Origin of the sequence: Zhenhengia yiwuensis (assembly GCF_014384995.1) — a bacterium.
Classification (GTDB): Bacteria; Bacillota; Clostridia; order Lachnospirales; family Cellulosilyticaceae; genus Zhenhengia; species Zhenhengia yiwuensis.
In genome coordinates this window covers 99,415-116,722 of the sequence record NZ_JACRSY010000005.1, presented here as the reverse complement: position 1 = coordinate 116,722, position 17,308 = coordinate 99,415, and the positions used below count along the sequence as shown (strand labels likewise).

Annotated in this window: 20 protein-coding genes; 17 read left to right on the top strand and 3 right to left on the bottom strand. The window is 36.3% G+C overall.

Features of this window, described 5'->3' with window-relative positions; genetic code table 11:
- Positions 1–35 precede the first annotated feature (35 nt).
- Positions 36–728, bottom strand: a complete 693-nt coding sequence (locus H8718_RS04520; RefSeq protein WP_249331871.1) for a Crp/Fnr family transcriptional regulator — start codon at positions 726–728, stop codon at positions 36–38.
- A 205-nt stretch (positions 729–933) separates the two neighbouring features.
- On the opposite strand from H8718_RS04520, the gene asrA reads away from it, so the two are divergent.
- Genes asrA through asrC form a run of 3 tightly spaced genes read left to right on the top strand, consistent with a single transcriptional unit; the run spans position 934 to position 3,714 of the window.
- Complete coding sequence (gene asrA / locus H8718_RS04515; protein WP_249331868.1) at positions 934–1,944, top strand: anaerobic sulfite reductase subunit AsrA; 1,011 nt, start codon at positions 934–936, stop codon at positions 1,942–1,944.
- On the top strand, positions 1,944–2,735 hold the full coding sequence (gene asrB / locus H8718_RS04510; RefSeq protein WP_249331866.1) for an anaerobic sulfite reductase subunit AsrB: 792 nt from the start codon (positions 1,944–1,946) through the stop codon (positions 2,733–2,735). The genes asrA and asrB overlap by 1 nt, the downstream gene beginning before the upstream one ends.
- A 13-nt stretch (positions 2,736–2,748) precedes the next feature.
- Positions 2,749–3,714 (top strand): sulfite reductase subunit C, encoded by a 966-nt coding sequence (gene asrC, locus H8718_RS04505; RefSeq protein WP_177670460.1) that lies wholly within the window; start codon positions 2,749–2,751, stop codon positions 3,712–3,714.
- Positions 3,715–4,114: 400 nt separating this feature from the next.
- Here the strand turns inward: asrC and H8718_RS04500 are convergent, their stop codons facing one another.
- On the bottom strand, positions 4,115–7,165 hold the full coding sequence (locus H8718_RS04500) for a glycoside hydrolase family 2 TIM barrel-domain containing protein (RefSeq protein ID WP_249331864.1): 3,051 nt from the start codon (positions 7,163–7,165) through the stop codon (positions 4,115–4,117).
- Positions 7,166–7,304: 139 nt separating this feature from the next.
- On the opposite strand from H8718_RS04500, the gene H8718_RS04495 reads away from it, so the two are divergent.
- From H8718_RS04495 to H8718_RS04445, 11 genes are all read left to right on the top strand, one after another.
- Positions 7,305–8,132, top strand: a complete 828-nt coding sequence (locus H8718_RS04495; RefSeq protein WP_249331860.1) for an AraC family transcriptional regulator — start codon at positions 7,305–7,307, stop codon at positions 8,130–8,132.
- Positions 8,133–8,178: 46 nt separating this feature from the next.
- Positions 8,179–8,631: an N-acetyltransferase gene (locus H8718_RS04490; protein ID WP_249331857.1), complete on the top strand. Its 453-nt coding sequence runs from the start codon at positions 8,179–8,181 to the stop codon at positions 8,629–8,631.
- On the top strand, positions 8,607–8,939 hold the full coding sequence (locus H8718_RS04485) for a hypothetical protein (protein ID WP_249331855.1): 333 nt from the start codon (positions 8,607–8,609) through the stop codon (positions 8,937–8,939). Before H8718_RS04490 ends, H8718_RS04485 begins: the two co-directional genes overlap by 25 nt.
- A gap of 35 nt (positions 8,940–8,974) precedes the next feature.
- Positions 8,975–9,436: a methylated-DNA--[protein]-cysteine S-methyltransferase gene (locus H8718_RS04480; RefSeq protein ID WP_283246149.1), complete on the top strand. Its 462-nt coding sequence runs from the start codon at positions 8,975–8,977 to the stop codon at positions 9,434–9,436.
- Between the two features lie 122 nt (positions 9,437–9,558).
- Positions 9,559–10,014, top strand: coding sequence for a DUF2975 domain-containing protein (locus H8718_RS04475; RefSeq protein WP_249331850.1), 456 nt, complete (start codon positions 9,559–9,561; stop codon positions 10,012–10,014).
- 14 nt (positions 10,015–10,028) lie between these two features.
- Positions 10,029–10,241 (top strand): helix-turn-helix domain-containing protein, encoded by a 213-nt coding sequence (locus tag H8718_RS04470; protein WP_177670471.1) that lies wholly within the window; start codon positions 10,029–10,031, stop codon positions 10,239–10,241.
- A 20-nt stretch (positions 10,242–10,261) separates the two neighbouring features.
- Positions 10,262–11,785 (top strand): DUF4153 domain-containing protein, encoded by a 1,524-nt coding sequence (locus tag H8718_RS04465; protein ID WP_249331848.1) that lies wholly within the window; start codon positions 10,262–10,264, stop codon positions 11,783–11,785.
- Positions 11,786–11,802: 17 nt separating this feature from the next.
- Positions 11,803–12,141: a hypothetical protein gene (locus H8718_RS04460; RefSeq protein WP_249331846.1), complete on the top strand. Its 339-nt coding sequence runs from the start codon at positions 11,803–11,805 to the stop codon at positions 12,139–12,141.
- On the top strand, positions 12,119–12,502 hold the full coding sequence (locus H8718_RS04455) for a hypothetical protein (RefSeq protein WP_249331843.1): 384 nt from the start codon (positions 12,119–12,121) through the stop codon (positions 12,500–12,502). Before H8718_RS04460 ends, H8718_RS04455 begins: the two co-directional genes overlap by 23 nt.
- A gap of 182 nt (positions 12,503–12,684) precedes the next feature.
- The gene (locus H8718_RS04450) at positions 12,685–13,236 is read left to right on the top strand and encodes an RNA polymerase sigma factor (RefSeq protein WP_249331841.1); all 552 of its coding nucleotides are present in this window, start codon (positions 12,685–12,687) and stop codon (positions 13,234–13,236) included.
- The gene (locus H8718_RS04445; RefSeq protein WP_249331838.1) at positions 13,229–14,755 is read left to right on the top strand and encodes a DUF4179 domain-containing protein; all 1,527 of its coding nucleotides are present in this window, start codon (positions 13,229–13,231) and stop codon (positions 14,753–14,755) included. Before H8718_RS04450 ends, H8718_RS04445 begins: the two co-directional genes overlap by 8 nt.
- Before the next feature lie 15 nt (positions 14,756–14,770).
- On the opposite strand, the gene H8718_RS04440 is transcribed toward H8718_RS04445, so the two are convergent.
- Entirely contained in the window at positions 14,771–15,277 is a 507-nt protein-coding gene (locus tag H8718_RS04440) for a flavin reductase (RefSeq protein ID WP_249331836.1), read from the bottom strand.
- A gap of 125 nt (positions 15,278–15,402) precedes the next feature.
- Between H8718_RS04440 and H8718_RS04435 the strand changes: the two genes are divergently transcribed.
- From H8718_RS04435 to H8718_RS04425, 3 genes are read left to right on the top strand one after another with little or no spacing between them, the layout of a single operon-like run.
- Positions 15,403–16,044 carry a site-2 protease family protein gene (locus H8718_RS04435; RefSeq protein WP_249331832.1) on the top strand — a complete coding sequence of 214 codons (642 nt, stop codon included), beginning with the start codon at positions 15,403–15,405 and terminating at the stop codon, positions 16,042–16,044.
- Between the two features lie 12 nt (positions 16,045–16,056).
- Entirely contained in the window at positions 16,057–16,923 is an 867-nt protein-coding gene (locus tag H8718_RS04430) for a S66 family peptidase (protein WP_249331830.1), read from the top strand.
- Positions 16,924–16,969: 46 nt separating this feature from the next.
- Positions 16,970–17,287 (top strand): DUF1540 domain-containing protein, encoded by a 318-nt coding sequence (locus tag H8718_RS04425; protein ID WP_177670488.1) that lies wholly within the window; start codon positions 16,970–16,972, stop codon positions 17,285–17,287.
- Positions 17,288–17,308 lie beyond the last annotated feature (21 nt).

Here is a 17,308-nt window from a genome sequence, read left to right as displayed (position 1 = left end):
ATACTTGTTTATAAATAAAATCACCGTGACCAATCTCACGGTGATTTAAAAAATATAGAAAGAGCACTAGGGTCAGGGATAAATATATACTTGTGTTCGTAAATAATAAGCTCTTTTTCAACCAAAATTTTGAGTGCCCTCGACACTGTTTCACGATAAGAACCTAGAAGATCTGCAAGAGAAGTAATCGTGATAGGGAAGTTAATCATGGTTCCCTTTTCATGAGGCATGCCGTAGTCTTGAGCAAGCTTCCAAAGTTTAGCAGCAAGTTTCTTCTCGATCTTAATGATGGATGTAGAATTCTTAAGCTGGCGATATAAACGTCTAATGCGTTTACTAAGATGATTTGTAAAGTTTTGTACAAGTCTAAAATCCTGTTGAAAGAGACGGATAAGGTCTGTACGGTAAAATACAAGGACTTTACAATCTTCATGAATTTTGCAGCTAATAGAAGCAGGGATAGGATCAAAGAGTGTTTCGTTAAGTAGAGTATCTTTGCCTAGTATAAAAATAGTTTTTTGTTGGCCATTAGAATTGGTTTTATAAAGAGAGACAGTTCCTGATAATATAATGTAAAAACAGCAGAGTTCATCTTTTTCTCTAAAAAGGTGTTCACCACTTTTATAAGTTTCAACACGTCCTATATCCATAAGGGCAGCGTAAGTAGAAGACTGTAATCCCTGAAATAAGCTAAGCTTTTGTAAAGTTTCTTGAGTAATAGATGCCATAAATATCCTACCTTCTGTTTAGAATCTCGATATTTTAACATGATTTAAGGTATTTAATCTAGTCCAATTCTTATTATGTGACTACATCATAAAATTTAAGCATAAACGTGATAAACATCACATTTCTTTTTTTCAATCTCTAATATACTGGCAGAAGACATCGTGTTAACGAATTAACGAGAATGAAAAGAATGGAGTGTAAAGAATGGGATATAGAACAAGTACAGCACACTTAGATAGCATTTTAAGAGAGCTTTCAAAAGAATACAGCATCTATGCACCTAAGACCTTTGTAGGAGAAGGCACATATTCAGATACAGACCGTGTACGTTATGGGACTGTAGAATCATTAGGGGAGATCAATTTTGAAGTAAAATCAGAGTTCTCTTATAAAGAGATTTTAACACCTATTTCTGAGACACTCTTTTATTTTACTGAAGATGAAGTAAAGGTAGCAGATGGGCCTAAAAAAGGTGCTATTGTTTTTGTGCGTAGCTGTGACCTTCATGCTGTAAAACGTATGGATGATATCTATCTTAAAAATGGATTTGAAGACTTTTACTATAAAAGAATAAGAGAAAAAACAAAGTTCATCTTAATGGGATGCTCACAGTCTTTTAACAGCTGTTTCTGCGTAGACATGGGAACGAATAAGTCGGATCACTATGATGCTTATATTAAAGTAGATGGGGATAGTGCCCTTATAGATGGTGAATTTGAAGCCCTTATTACGCGCCTTGAAGAAGTAGAGGAAGTAACTGTAAAACCTGACTTTGTAACAGAGAATAAAACACGCGTAAACATTCCGGAGAACCTTTCTTTAGACATTATGGATAGTACCATGTGGAATGAATACAATGAACGCTGTATTGCTTGTGGAAGATGTAACTTTGTATGTCCAACTTGTACATGCTTTACCATGCAGGATGTATTTTATGAAGGGTCTGACCGTAAACAGGCAGGGGAGCGCCGCAGAGTATGGGCGTCTTGTCAAGTGAACGGCTATACAGATATGGCAGGTGGTCATAGCTTTAGAGGTGATAAAGGTCAGCGTATGCGCTTTAAAGTCCTTCATAAAGTATATGATTACAAAAAACGTTTTGGCTACAACATGTGTGTAGGCTGTGGACGTTGTGATGATATTTGTCCAGAATACATTTCATTTTCTGCTTGTATCAACAAATTATCAGATGGCATGAAGGAGATTGAGGGCTAATGAAAAACGAATATATTCCTTTCTTATCAGAAATTAAAGAAGTTATCCAGCATACAGCTATTGAATATACATTCCGTATGGCATTTGAAGGTGATGTAAAGCCTGGCCAATTTTTTGAAGTTTCTCTTCCTAAGTATGGGGAAGCACCTATTTCTGTAAGTGGTATTGGAGAAGGTACTATTGACCTTACTATTCGTAAAGTAGGGAAAGTAACAGGAGAAATCTTTGAAAAGTATGTTGGGGATAAGCTGTTCTTAAGAGGGCCTTATGGAAATGGCTTTGAGCTAGACAACTACAGAGGGCATGAAGTAGTGGTTGTGGCAGGTGGAACAGGTCTTTCACCAGTAAGAGGTATTATAGAGCATTTTGCAAAGCACAAAGAAGAATGTAAAGGACTTACACTTATTACAGGTTTTAAAACACCAGATGATGTACTCTTTAAAGATGACCTTAAAGCTTGGGCAGAAGCTGCAAAGATTACAGTGACAGTAGACCAGGCACCAGAAGGTTATGAGGGCCCTACAGGTCTTGTAACAAAATATATCCCAGACCTTGAGATTAAGGATATGGAAAATGTACAGGTTGTCGTGGTAGGTCCACCTATTATGATGAAGTTCACAGTTGCTGAATTCTTAAAACGTGGCATTAAAGAAAAGAATATCTGGATTTCTCAGGAACGTAAAATGTGCTGTGGTATTGGTAAATGTGGTCATTGTAAAATTGGTGATACTTACATCTGCCTAGAAGGACCAGTATTTAACTATACACAAGGGAAACTATTAAGAGACTAGGAGGGGTTAAGTGATGGATATCAATACAAAGAAACTGAAAAAGAACGCTTTTAGGGTAACTAAAGTAAGAGGGATCACTGCTTCTCGTGTACGTGTTCCAGGTGGTCTTATTAATGCGGAGTACCTTGGTAAAATCCAAGAGATTGCAGAAAAATACGGTAATGGCCAAGTGCATATTACCATTAGACAAGGTTTTGAGATTTTAGGTATTAAGTTTGAAGATATGGATAAAGTTAATGAAATGCTTCAGCCTATTATTGAAGGCCTTGGTATTAATCAAGAAGTACCAGGTAAAGGGTACACTTCAGCAGGTACACGTAACGTATCAGCATGTATTGGGAATAAAGTGTGTCCATTTGCAAATTATAATACAACAGATTTTGCTAAAAAAATTGAGAAGGCTATTTTCCCAAATGACCTTCACTTTAAAATTGCTTTAACAGGCTGCCAAAATGACTGTATTAAAGCAAGAATGCAAGACTTTGGTATTATTGGTATGACAATGCCTCAGTATGATGCCACAAGATGTGTATCTTGTGGAGCATGTGTAAAAGGGTGCAAAGGTCGTTCTGTAGGCTGCTTATCAGCTAAAAATTACCGTGTAGAACGTCAAGCAGATAAATGCGTAGGCTGTGGCGTATGTATTAATGCCTGCCCAACAGGTGCTTGGACAAGAAGTCAGAAGAAATACTACAGACTTGCCATTATGGGAAGAACAGGTAAGACCAATCCGAGACTTGCTGAAGACTTTATTGTATGGGCAGATGAAGAGAGCATTATTAAAATCATTTTAAATACTTATAAATACGTAACAGAGTATATTGATAGAAGTGCACCAGGTGGCAAAGAGCATATCGGTTATATTGTGGACCGTACAGGCTTTATGGAATTCAAGAAATGGGCTTTAGAAGGCGTAGAACTTCCTGAAGAAGCTGTTGTGAAGAATAATGTATATTGGAGCGGGATTCAATATAAATAATAGGAAGTGTAAAAGGCCAGGTGGGATGCTCTTTGGGCTTCTATCTACAGAATGTTAAGAAGCTCTGAGCTCGATCGTCTCATGAACGCTGCAAACTTGCTTGTGCTCAAACATGCAGCTAAATACCAATTCCTTAATATCAGAAAAGCCTGGTTCACTAACATTTTGATATAAGGAGCATAAAACGGGATAACCCTCAGTTTTTAAAGTATAGTCAGGTATAAAATGTGTAGAGCCTGATGCATCAGTATAAGGAATCTCCTAAATAAAATATAAATTATTTTTGACAAATAAAAAATTAACATAGCCTTAAATGCAAAAGTATTTATAAAGGCAATTTATAAAGAGTAACAGGAAAAAGTAGTAGCATCTCTATATAAAAGATGCTACTACTTTTTATTTATAGACTTGGTTTGAAACGGCGTTCTAGATCTGCTGGGATGCTTTCAGTCCAGATTGGCTTCATAGAGAAGGCAAAGTGGATCTCTTTTTCGTTAAAGGCATATTTTTCAGCCAGTCTAGGACCGCAGCTATTAGAGCCGATGCCTGTTTGGCGGTAGTCGATATGGACGATGGTTTCTTTGCGAGGTTTAAGAAGGTGTGCCATAGGTGTATCAGAAAGGTCATGCGCTGTATAGTGAAGTGCACTAAAGTTAAACTCTGAATCCCCTTTGAAGATAAGGCCAACACCTCTTTGATTTTGAATAAGTGCCCATTTGACATGTGTATGGTTACCACATTCTTGTGGTTTAATGTATGGCTCATAAAGGTCATTTACTGTTGTATGGAACAGTCCCATATAAGCACTTCTACATAAGTCTATATAGTTTTCATTTGGTCCCATACCAAAGTAGGTAACCTGTTCATTACCTTGTGGCATATGAAGTTCTAATCCAAAGCGTGGAAGAACATCAAGGTTGTCGCGAACCTGGGCATCCATAGCCACTTCGATTTCACCATTTGCCCAAACGGTATAAGTTGTAACACCTTCAAGAAGTGGGCGTACAGATGGGCCACCTAGAGCGTAGCGTACTTCAAGTTTTACAAAGTGAGGAGTTTTTTCACTAATGCCAGTTTGGTAGACATGAGCAGTACTGCAATGCATCATTTGCCCGCGCCATGTGTGGTAAATATTACGGTCGTTATCCGTAGGTGCACGCCAAACACTTACCTGTGGGCAAGCTGCTAAAAGCTCTACGCCATTTGAAGTTAGGCTTTCAAAGGAGCCAGTGAAGGTATTGAAACTATATTTAAAGTCTTCTCCTATAAGTGTAAGATGCTGAGCGGTTTGTACGCATTCGAGTTTGCTTACTACAGGAATAGAAATTTTAGATGCTACTGCCAGTTCAAACTGAGCAAAAGCGACTTCATAACCACGACTAGCCCAAGGAGTAGATGTCTTTTGAACGAAGGAGAGATTTAGGTAGTAATCCCCATCCTTTGTGTGTGTATGTGTATAACCAAGGGTTATATCTTCTGTAGTATGTGGATAAATGTCAAGATCCTGTACAATACCTGACTCTATTTCGATACCATCTTTAGTCACAGTCCATTCTAATGCGAGATGGCTAAGGTCTAAGAAGTCATAACGGTTTGTAAGTGTAAGGGTACCAGTAGATAAGTCTTTGGCTTCTACTTGTACAGGTTGGATAACGTGTTTATAGTCTTTAAGACCTGTATGTGGAACGCGGTCAGGGCTTACTAAACCATCTACGCAGAAATTGCCATCATGAGGGAATTCCCCAAAGTATCCGCCATAGACGAAGAAGTCTTTGTCCTCTTCATCTGTTTGACGTACAGAGTGGTCGCACCATTCCCAGACACAGCCGCCGATAAGACGAGGGTATTTATAGAATAAATCCCAGTAATCTTTTAAGTCACCAGGGCCTACACCCATAGCATGACTGTATTCACATTGGAAGAATGGTCTCATATCTTCTGTTTCTTGTCCTTGTTTTTCACACTCTTCAGGAGAGGCATACATATGGCTCACTACATCTACACAAGGATGTGGCTTGCCGTCTACTAAGCCGTTAGCAGCAGTTCCTTCATAGTGAATAAGACGGCTGTCATCGCGCCATTTTGCCCAAGTCGCCATAGCCACATGATTTGCACCCATAAAGGATTCATTTCCAAGTGACCACATGATGATACATGGATGGTTTTTATCACGTTCTACCATACGTATCATACGGTCTACATAGGCATCTTTCCAAACTGGGTCATTGGTTAAAATATTGCAGTCAGAAGCGGCATAAGTACCATGTGTTTCAAGGTCTGCTTCATCGACTACATAGAACCCATATTCATTACAAAGTCTTAAAAATTCAGGTGTATTAGGGTAGTGAGAAGTTCTGATTGTATTGACATTATGACGTTTCATAATCATAAGGTCTTCTATCATATGACTAACTGGTGTATAGTGCCCTAGATCTGGGTGAGAGTCATGACGATTGACACCTTTAAGTTTTACAGGTGTACCATTAATTAAGAGTGCACCGTTAGAAGCGACTTCTAATTTCCTAAAGCCAATTTGGATTGGAATATATTCATCCTGATGGTGAAGGACTAAGGTATAAAGCACTGGTGTTTCAGCAGTCCATTTCCTAACATTTGGAACTTCAAAGGTAAAGTCCGTACAAGAAACAGTTTTGGTCATAAGAAGTTGACCTTTTGCATCAAATAAAGAAGCTTCAAATTCAGATGGATCCTCTCCGGTAAAATCCACATTTACTTTTAGTATACCGTTTGTATAGGTTTCATCTAATGTAGGTCTTGCACAAATATCACGAATAGCATGAGGCGTTCTAGCAAGAAGGTAAACATCTCTAAAGATACCGGATAAACGGTAGAAGTCTTGGTCTTCAAGATAGCTACCATCACACCATTTGAGTACTTTAACAGCAAGTTTATTCGTACCTTTTACAAGGGCATGGCTTAAATCAAACTCTGCAGGAATGTGTGTCCCTTGGCTATAGCCTATATATGTACCATTTAACCAAATATAGAAGCAGGCATTTACCCCTTCAAAGTTAATGGATACTTCTTTATTAGCCCAGTTTTCAGGGAGTGTAAACTCTTTAATATAAAGGCCTGCAGGGTTTTCATTAGGAACATAAGGTGGATTAACAGGGAAAGGATAATTGACATTCGTATAATGTGGTTTATCATAGCCATGCATTTGCCAGTTAGAAGGAACAGGGATAGATGTCCAAGCAGAGCTATCAAAATCTAAAGTGTGGAAGTTATCTGGTGCATCACTATACTTATCGTAGTAGCTAAACTGCCAAGTTCCATTAAGGAGTTTGTAGTAAGGGGACATGCCTTTGTGATGCATAAGTGCAGTCTCAGTTGTTGCAAAAGGAATGTAATAAGCACGAGCGGGTTTACGATTTACTTGTACAATAGCTGGGTTTTGCCATTCTGGCTGAGTAGTAGATTGAGGGTACATAGTCGACTCCTTTTTTATACAAAATAATAATTTGAGATATAAGAATATTAATCTATAATTGCATTATAGGTAGTTTTAAAATATAAGTAAATCTAAAGATATTGCAAAGGATATAAAAATATTGAACGGAGGAGTGGGTATGGAGAAGCAAGTGTTATTTCCCATGCTAACTAAAGATGTAGAGAGCCTTCCTTGCTTTGTAACAGGGATAGGTATGTATTATGAGGAGAATGGTGTAGAGAGGGAAAAGGGGTATTCGGACTATCAATGGACGTATTGTTTAGAGGGCGAGGGAATACTTAAAATTAATGGGGAGGTCTATACCATTAAACCAGGTATGGCTTTTTTCTTTAGAAAAGATATTCCTCATGTTTATGAGCCCACTATCAAAACTTGGAAAACAGCATGGATTACTTTTAATGGAATGCAGATAGAAAGTATTTTAGATTATATGGGGATAGGGAATGCATTGGTTCTAAATATTGAGTGGATGACAGAAATGAGACAAAGGATAAAAGAAATTTTTTATACCCTTAATGTGCCACTAGATAGATATGAGAGGAATATTATAGGTTCAGGGCAACTTTATAATTTCCTTATTTTTATGGATCAGAATAGAAGAGCTTGTCAAAATGAGAATCAAATTTATGAAAGACTGAGACCTGTTATCCGCTATATGGATACCTATTATGCTCAAGATATTACATTAGAAGATTTAGCAAATCAAATTGGGGTGACGAAATACTATTTATGCAGACTTTTTAAAGAGGCGTATGAGCATAAACCCATTGATTATCTCAATAAGATTAGAATTAAAAAAGCTAAAGAATATCTAGTTATGCAGGAGCAGGTGAAAATCAAAGAAATTGGAGAGGCCGTAGGTTTTAAGGATTCAAGCTACTTTTGCTCTAAGTTTAAGGAGTATGAAGGCTGCTCACCGCTAGAGTTTAAGCGTAAATACATTTAGAGAAAGCAGAATAAGAATTTTATAAGATTTATAAGGAGTAACTCAAATGACCAAATATAGTATTTATAAAATGCAAGATGTACAGATTGAAGAAGTCATGAATATTTGGCTTACATCAACGCTACAAGGGCATCCCTTTATCGCTAGGGATTATTGGGAAGCAAACTACAAGGTTGTAAAAGAGCAGTATTTACCTCTAGCTAAAACTTTTGTCTATGAAGAAGGTAAACAGATACAAGGGTTTATTAGCATTATAGAGGGGAGCTTTATTGGAGCACTATTTGTAGATACGCATTCACAAGGAAAGGGTGTAGGCAAAGCTTTAATAGACTACTGCAAAGCACAGTATGAAGTGTTAGAACTCGCTGCTTATGTAGAGAATCAAAGGGCTGTAGATTTTTATAAAAAACAAGGTTTTCATGTAATAGCGGAGCAGGAAAATGAAGATTCCAAAGCAAGGGAGTATGGGATGAGATGGGAGAAAGTATTGTCAGTTTAATAGTTTGTCTAATATGTGCCGTTACTTTTTTAGGTATAGGTCTATATGCTTTAAAAGCAAAAACACCTATACACTTTTGGTCAGGTACAGTTGTAAAAAGTGAAGAAATTACAGATATTAAAGCTTATAACAAAGCCAATGCAATCATGTGGCTCGTATATGGAAGCCTTTATATTGTAGCTGGCATATTAGGATTTTGGAGTATAACTTTAGCAAGTATTTTAATGGGGTTAAGTGCTTTACCTGGGCTGATTCTTTTAATACTTGTGTATAGAAGAATTGAGAAAAAGTATCGCATTAAAGGTTAGTTTATAGTAAAGAGTATAGAAATGAGGAAGTTAATATGAAAAACATCTATTACTATGATACAGCCATAGGGAAGATTGGTGTTGCTGAAGAAGAGGGATGGATTACCAATGTCATCCTAGAGGCAGATAACTTTCAGGAGGAATGTATACAAGAAGAGACTGAGCTTCTACAAAAAGCAGCAGAAGAGCTGAGAGAGTATATAGAAGGCAGCAGAAAGATTTTTGATTTACCCTTAAGGCCACAAGGAACACCTTTTAGACAGCGCGTATGGGAAGCACTTTGTACCATTCCTTATGGTGAGACGAGAAGCTATAAGGACATTGCCCATGCTGTAGGTAATGAAAAAGCATGCAGAGCAGTAGGTGGTGCTAATAATAAAAATCCTATCCCTATTTTTATACCTTGCCATAGAGTGATTGGAGCAGATGGCAAGCTTGTAGGGTATGGTGGTGGTCTTGAAATGAAAATCAAATTATTAGAATTAGAAAAGAGATAAACTGTAAAAGCGTTTATCTTTTTTTATGTATTTCTATATAATCAATAAAAATATATTGTTTTTCGATAAAAAAATATTGAAATTAGAATATGAACGTTATATAATCACCTTGAGGTGATAAAATGGAAAAGAATTTATTAAGCAAATTTTTGTATGGGTTATGTCTAGCAGGATTAATTGTATTAACAGGTGTGATGATTGGGTTACCTTGGATTGTACCAGAGGTATTAAAGCGTACGACTTTCTATGGCGTGCAGCATTATAAATCTTTTATGATTCTGCTCTATGGGTCAGGTATACCAGCTTGGATGGTTTTATGGTACACAAAGGGATTAGCAAGAAATATTATGGTACGTGAACCTTTTTCGATAAGCAGTCAAAAGCATTTAAAAGGGATTAGTGTATGCGCAGCTATTATTTTCGTAGCGTATGTAGTGGCAGCCATTGTCATTGGACCAAGCCTCAGTATACTTATTATTGCCATAGGAGCCTTTATGGTTACACTTATTGGTGCGATTTTATATAAACTTGTACAGATTGCCATTGAAATTCAAGAAGAGAATGAACTTACAATATAGAAGAGGTGATTGAAATGGCTATTATCGTTAATTTAGATGTGATGTTAGCAAAGCGAAAAATGAGTATGAATGAACTCTCAGAACGTGTGGGGATTACCCTTGCTAACTTATCCATATTGAAGAATAACAAAGGCAAAGCAGTAAGATTTTCTACGCTTGATGCCATTTGTAAAGTATTAGACTGTCAACCAGGGGACTTACTTGAGTATAGACCTGATGAAGAGTAGATAGAAAGGGGAAAGGATTTATGGGATATAAAGATGAGAGAATGAGGATGGGGATTACCATTATCCTCACCTGTTTAATGGTAGAGCTTTTAGTATTTGGAGGATTTGGGATAGCTGTACCTATTGTGGTTGCAGCTTTTTATATAGGGGTTATCTTTCTGTATAAATCCAAAGGGCCAGTGAGCCTTATTTTTAAAGATAAACTTTTTATTCCTATAATCTTACTAGCACTAAGCTTTAGTATCTTTTCAAATGAACTATTGAAATTCTTCAACTGCGTGTTCTTAGCAGCTCTTATGGTATTACAACTTGGGGGACTTTTTGAACGTAATACTTATGAACGTTACTCTGTAAAATGGTTTTGGCATGCGGGTATGCTCGCTCTAACGATGCCTTTCCAAAACTGGGGGATAGGGCTTAAGTCTATAAAGCAAGATGAGGAACTTGTCAGTTCTAAGAAAATGCAGCTGGTAGGTAAAATTGGGATAGGATGTGTTATTGGGATACCTATTCTTCTTATAGCTGGGAATCTCTTAATTGGCGCAGATGCAGCCTTTGAAGGCATGATGGATTTAATAATACGAAACCTATACATAGATGTAGATGTTGAAGATATTGTTGTACGTATCGTAAGTTTCACCATAATCTTCTTCCCACTAATGGGTTTCTTATATGGGCTGACACATGAGAAGAAAGAGGAAAGTAGGGGACGTGGATTAGACAAGAAAGAGGCATGGAGTTTGGAGGTAGAGATAGACAACAAGGTGCCAGCTACACAGTATGAAAGAGGGCTAGATTTTACTATTGTGATGACAGTTAGTACCTTGCTGGGGATGCTCTACTTATTATACTGCTTTGCGCAGCTTAGTTACTTTGTATCAGCTTTTCAAAGTATTTTGCCAGAGAGCTATACTTATGCAGAATATGCTAGACGAGGTTTCTTTGAAATGCTTCCTATAGCTTGTCTTAATTTGGGTGTTATTGCGGGTATCACTCTCTTTACAAAGGGTAGGAGTGAAGCCAAGAAAAGGAAGTGGATGAAAGGTTATACCTTTTTCTTTATAGGTTTTACTTTATTTATTATTGTAACTGCGCTATCTAAAATGGCTATGTATATGAATAACTACGGACTTACTTTAAAACGTATTTATGTAACTTGGTTCCTTGTTCTATGTATCTTAGTATTAGGACTTATTACGCTTAAAATATGTAGAGAAAAGGTTAGACTTTGTAAATCTTTATTTATTATCTTTACAGTTATGTATTTAGGGCTTAATTATATGAATCCAGACTATCAGGTAGCACATCATAATGCAGATTTATACCTAGAAAAAGGGAAAGATACAGTAGAGGATTTCTACGGTCTAAGTTTATCTGCAGTAGGACCACTCTTAGATATGAAAATAGTAGAAAATGATGACTATGAATATTGTGTACGTAACTATGAAGAGTGTGTGAATTTTGTATCTAAGTGGCAGCAGTGGAATCTTTCCTATGCTCATGCAGCACAGCTCTTTAAAGAACAGAATCATACCAATCAATGAGTAATGAGGAGGAAATGATGATAGAGGCGTATTGGTTAAATATAGGGAGTTTAATACTTGGATTAATCGCATGGGGAATACCTATTATAGATATGATGCAATATAAGAATAGAAATTTTAAAAGAACAGGTACATTTTCAATAGTTAGTTTAAGTGCATGTGCTGCTTCATTATGCATGCAAATTTTTTATACAGATCATTTAGTTAAGATAGAAGATTGGACAGCGCTTATGGATATATCTTATGCAGTAGCGTTTGTTTCTTTAATCCTTCTTATGGTTACGATCATACTTAATGTTATTTCATTAGCTCTATGTTATAGGGGGGAATTCTGTGAAAAAGAAAATAGTTATTAGTATAGGCAGTATAGTCATATTTGTAATAGGTTTAGTTTTTTTCTTGAGTACAGGTGGTGAGAGGACAGATGTTATCCTCACTCATTATTCTCTTTCTGAAGATAATAAAGTAATGACACTCCATATTAATGTAGCAGGTAGTATGGGTTATGTGAGGGGACTCAAAGTAAAACAAGGTGGTGATAATAAGTACATTACTTTTTACTCCACATATGGTCTAAATAATAGTATAGGTGCAAAGAGTGAGTTTGAAGTAGAACTAAATCCATCTTGTGAAGAAATTTATTTCTATAGTGGGGATGGTGGATATAGGTTAGTACTGAAAAAGATGGGTGAAAAAAATGAATGGCACATGGTCTGAGAAATTTAAGCTTAGGAAATGGTAGAATGGTGTATAAGAGTATTCATGATTATAAAATTCATGGATACTTTTTGTTTTATTTAGGGTATGGTTAATATTGGTTATACTAAAAATAAGAAAATGGGAAAATATTAACCTTTTGATGTGTCTATATAAGTGAATACCCTAATAAGGAGGATAGTATGGACGAGAAACAAATACTAGAGGGGATAAGGGCTAGCCAAGTAGAGAGCTATGAAAATCTTATTGATGTATATAGTAGCTACATAGCACGTGTTACCTTTAAAGTTTCCTCTAATAGGCTGACTAAAGAAGACATGGAAGAGGTTTGTGCGGATGTGTTTGTGAAACTCTGGGAAAACAGGCACAAGCTTACTATAAAAGAAGGTTCTTTAAAGGCGTACTTAGGAGCCATGACGAGAAATCATGTACTCAATAAAATAAGAGCTAAAGGTCATTATGAGCTGCTTCCACTTGAAGAGGATCTTATAGAGTATGCTACACCTGAAAGTGACCTTATGGCAAAGGAAAGTGACGACTTGATTAATGAGTTAGTAAGTGCACTGCCAGAGCCAGATAGAGAGATTTTTATTAGACGTTACTTCTATATGGAGAAGTTATCAGAAATCGCTAAACATATAGGGATTAATCCTGCTACAGTTGGGACTAAGCTTTTTAGAGGTAAGAAAAAGCTGGAGCAGCTTTTAAAGGAGAGAGGTGAGTGTTATGAGTAAGAAAATATCTGAGATGATGGATAATTTAGATATAAAGTACCTAGAAAGCTATGATGAGGAAGCACTTTATGGAGGTAATGAAGAGCGTGAAACGTTGTTAGATACAGATAAGAAACTAAATGAGATGCCGTCTTTAGATGTCATTAAAAGAAGAGCTTTAGAAGGGATTAAGGTAACCTCTATAGAGAGCCATAGAGAGGCAAAAAAGGAAAAGAAGTCTCGGTTAAAAGGAAAGAAGCGCATCCTTTTACCTTTAGTGGCAGTTTTTACAGCACTTGGCATGAGTGTAGTAGCAGTAAGTAATAGCCCTGTTCTTAGTAGTCTTATAGGGGATCAATTTGCTATGATTCACAAAGAAGCTCAAGTGGTGGGGCAAAGTGTGAACAATCAAGGCATTATTTTTACAGTAGAGGAGGCCGTTATTGATAGTTCATCTGGTTTTATCGCACTCAGTATGACCAAAGAGAATGGGGAGCCTTTTGAGGAGAATACTTTAGTAGAAAATATTCGTATTCAACCAGCAAAGCATACAAGTATGGGGTATGCATATGAACCTATCCTCTCAGCAGATAAAAAGAAGCTTTATTATCTTATTGACATTAACATGAATAAAAATTTATACGGACAGGAAATTACTATTGTAGCAGAAAATATAGGACATTTTGAAAGTGAAGAAATACCTTTAGATATAGATTTACAAGAAGCCTATCATAAGATGCAAGAGCTTGATTATAATTACTATGAGGATATGGACTATGAGAAAGACCAAACCTTAAATATACCGTTAACGGATAAACTTGAAGGGTTTATGTTAGATCAGATGATTCTAGATCATAAAGGCACTTTAAGACTTTATACGAGCTACCCAGATCCTTATGAGGAAAATCATTTAGATACACGCTTTAAACTTATGGATTCTAAACGAGACTTAGAAGTTTACTATCAAGAAGGAACGAATAGGTGGGATGAAGATACTCAAAGGCGAAGGATAAAAGATGTCTTTGGATCCATAACAGAAGAGGATTTAAAAGACTTAAAGCTACAATTAGCCTATGAAAATTATACACCTATAGTAAGAGATGAGTGGTCACTCACCTTCAAACTAAGTAAGAACTCTAATGTGAAAAAAGCAAGACCAAATAGAGTGGTAGAATCAGAACAAGGGTCTAAGATAAAAGTGAAAAATGTGGAAGTATCGAGTCTAGGTGTAAGAGTAGATGGCTATCAGCTAGAAGGCTCAGTAGGCGTATTTGATTGGAGTCTTAAAATGAAAGATGGACAAATCCTTAAACTTTCTACTTCTGGGTTAAGCACAAGCGCAAACTATTTCTTTACCGAGCATCTTAAACTTGCTTTAACAGAAGAAGCAAATCAGCCTCATACTCCTACTTCTCATTCAGATCATGATCCGTATACAGAGAGCATAAGTCATACAATGGGTTTAAGTGCAAATGATTTTATAGACTTAAATGAAGTGCAAAGTCTTATTATTGAAAATACAGAAATCCCCCTCCATTAGAAGGGGGATTTGTTATTATTTCACTAACACTTTCTCAATTTCCACAATATACATTTCATGGTAATCCTTATTTGGATACCATTTTTCATCAATGCCACTTGCTATAAAGCCTTCTGGATTAAGAGGTTGTTTATAGAGTTTTTTGCATAGCATAACAAGGTTAGCTTCTTCAAAGTAAGGCGTTTCATGGCTATGTGCTACGGTTAGGCCAGCTTTTTCGATCTTGTCTTCATCTCGACCAGATACTTTACCAAGGTAGCCAAGTTGTTTTTTGAATTCAGGTGCGAAGAAAGTAAGAGAGAATGTATCACTACTATCAATAAATTCTTTGGTGTAGCGTTGTGGCCTGATCACCACATAAGCTACATTTTTTCCCCACATGACACCGAGGCCACCCCAAGAAGCCGTCATAGTATTGACAATGCCATCTTTTTCAGCTGTTACAAGCATCCATTCTTTACCTATAAGTTGGAAGGGACTTTTTTCAAGGCTTTCAGGTGTAATTTCTATAAATGTATTCATTTCATCATCTCCTTTTAATATACATAATATTATGTTATAAATAATTATAAAAATAAAGCATTATATTATAATATTTTAATGATTAATAATTAATGACAGTCCATAAGAAATTAGGAGATGAAAAAATGAGTCAAATAGAAGATTTACTTTATACAATACTAGCAGTACTCATAGCCATTTCAATGCATGAATTTGCTCATGGCTATGTATCTTATAAGTTAGGGGACCCAACACCTAAGCAGTCTGGAAGATTATCATTAAACCCTTTTAGACATTTGGATTTAGTAGGAACCTTATGTTTGATGTTCTTCCATTTTGGATGGGCAAAGCCTGTCATGGTCAATCCTTATTATTATAAAAAGAGGAAAAAGGGCATGCTCTTGGTAGCACTAGGTGGACCTATTATGAACTTCTTTATTGCTTTTATGAGCTTATTGACGATGGGGCTTATTATTAAAGTAACAGGTGGCTACATCACAAGTAGCTTAGTAAGGATGGTGTTTAATGGACTTCAATATATGGTCATGATTAATCTTGGGTTAGGTGTTTTTAACTTAATTCCAGTTCCGCCATTAGATGGTTCTAAAGTATTAGGTGCAGTGCTTCCGGAAGATAAATATTTTAAATATATGCAGTATGAAAGATATGGTTCACTTATTCTAATCCTTTTATTAGTTATAGGTGTGATCAGTGGCCCACTTAGTTTTGTAACCAATCTCCTTCATAATGGAATGGTAGATATAGTGAGTTTAATTTTAAGAATTTAAGAGGTGATTGAAATGCCATTACTGAAAAAAGGTGATAAGGTAGGCCTTGTAGGATGTTCAAATCCCCAAGCTTTAACTTATAAAATACGTATTGATGAACTTATACAAGAATTAGAATCATTAGGACTTAGGGTGGAAATGAGTCCTTGCATTTATGAAAGAGAAGATGGCTTTAATGGAACAGCTAAAGAGAAGGCAGAGGCTTTTATGGCGTTTTATAAAGACCCAGAGATTCAAGCTATCTTTGACCTTTCAGGTGGCGATTTAGCGAATGAAGTATTAGAGTACCTTGATTATGAACTTATGAGGAATTTACCACCTAAAGCTGTATTTGGATACAGTGATTTAACGACTGTACTGAATGCCCTTTATACTAAAGCAGATATTAAGCCTTATTTATATCAAATTCGATTGTTAATCGGATCAGAGAGAAGGCTGCAAAAAGAACGTCTTCGAAAAAGTCTATTTGAAGGCCAAGATGATTTATTCAGCCTGGATTATAAGTTTGTACAAGGTGAGAAATTAGAAGGTGTAGTAGTTGGTGGGAATATTAGATGCTTCTTAAAACTAGCAGGGACATCTTATATGCCAGACTTTAAAGATAAAGTCCTTCTTTTAGAAAGCTATAGTGGAGGGCCTATGCAAATGAGTACTTATCTTAATCAGTACAAGCAGTTAGGTGTATTCAAACAGATTAAGGGGATTTTGCTAGGAAGCTATACTGTAATGGAACAGGAGCATCTTTTACCAACTATAGAAGAACTTGTTCAAAAAATAGTGGATGACCCTACTATGCCAATCGTTAAAACTTCTCAGATTGGTCATAATATGGATTCAAAATGCATTAAAATTGGTCAGCCTATTTGCCTGGAAGTATAAAAGGGACCTTTAAAGTTCATAATAGCTTTAAGAAGGAGGTCTGACCATGCCAACAATTAATTGTTCTGTAGAATCTTGTGTTTATAACAAAGAAAAGATATGTGAAGCTGAAATTCTTCAAATCGGAGGAAAAGGAGCTAACTGGACAGAGTCCACTTGTTGTGAGACTTATAGAGATAGTGATGACGTTCACAATAATGTAACGGAAGCAGGCGAAACAGAAGAGATTCTATGTAAAGTAGAAACATGTGCTTACAATGTCAATAAACATTGTAGTTTAAGTGAAATTGAAGTAAGTAGTCATGGTGATGTAAGTGATTATACAGAAACAGACTGCTTAAGCTTTGAGCGTAAAGTTCTCTAAATCAAACATAGAAATGGAGCA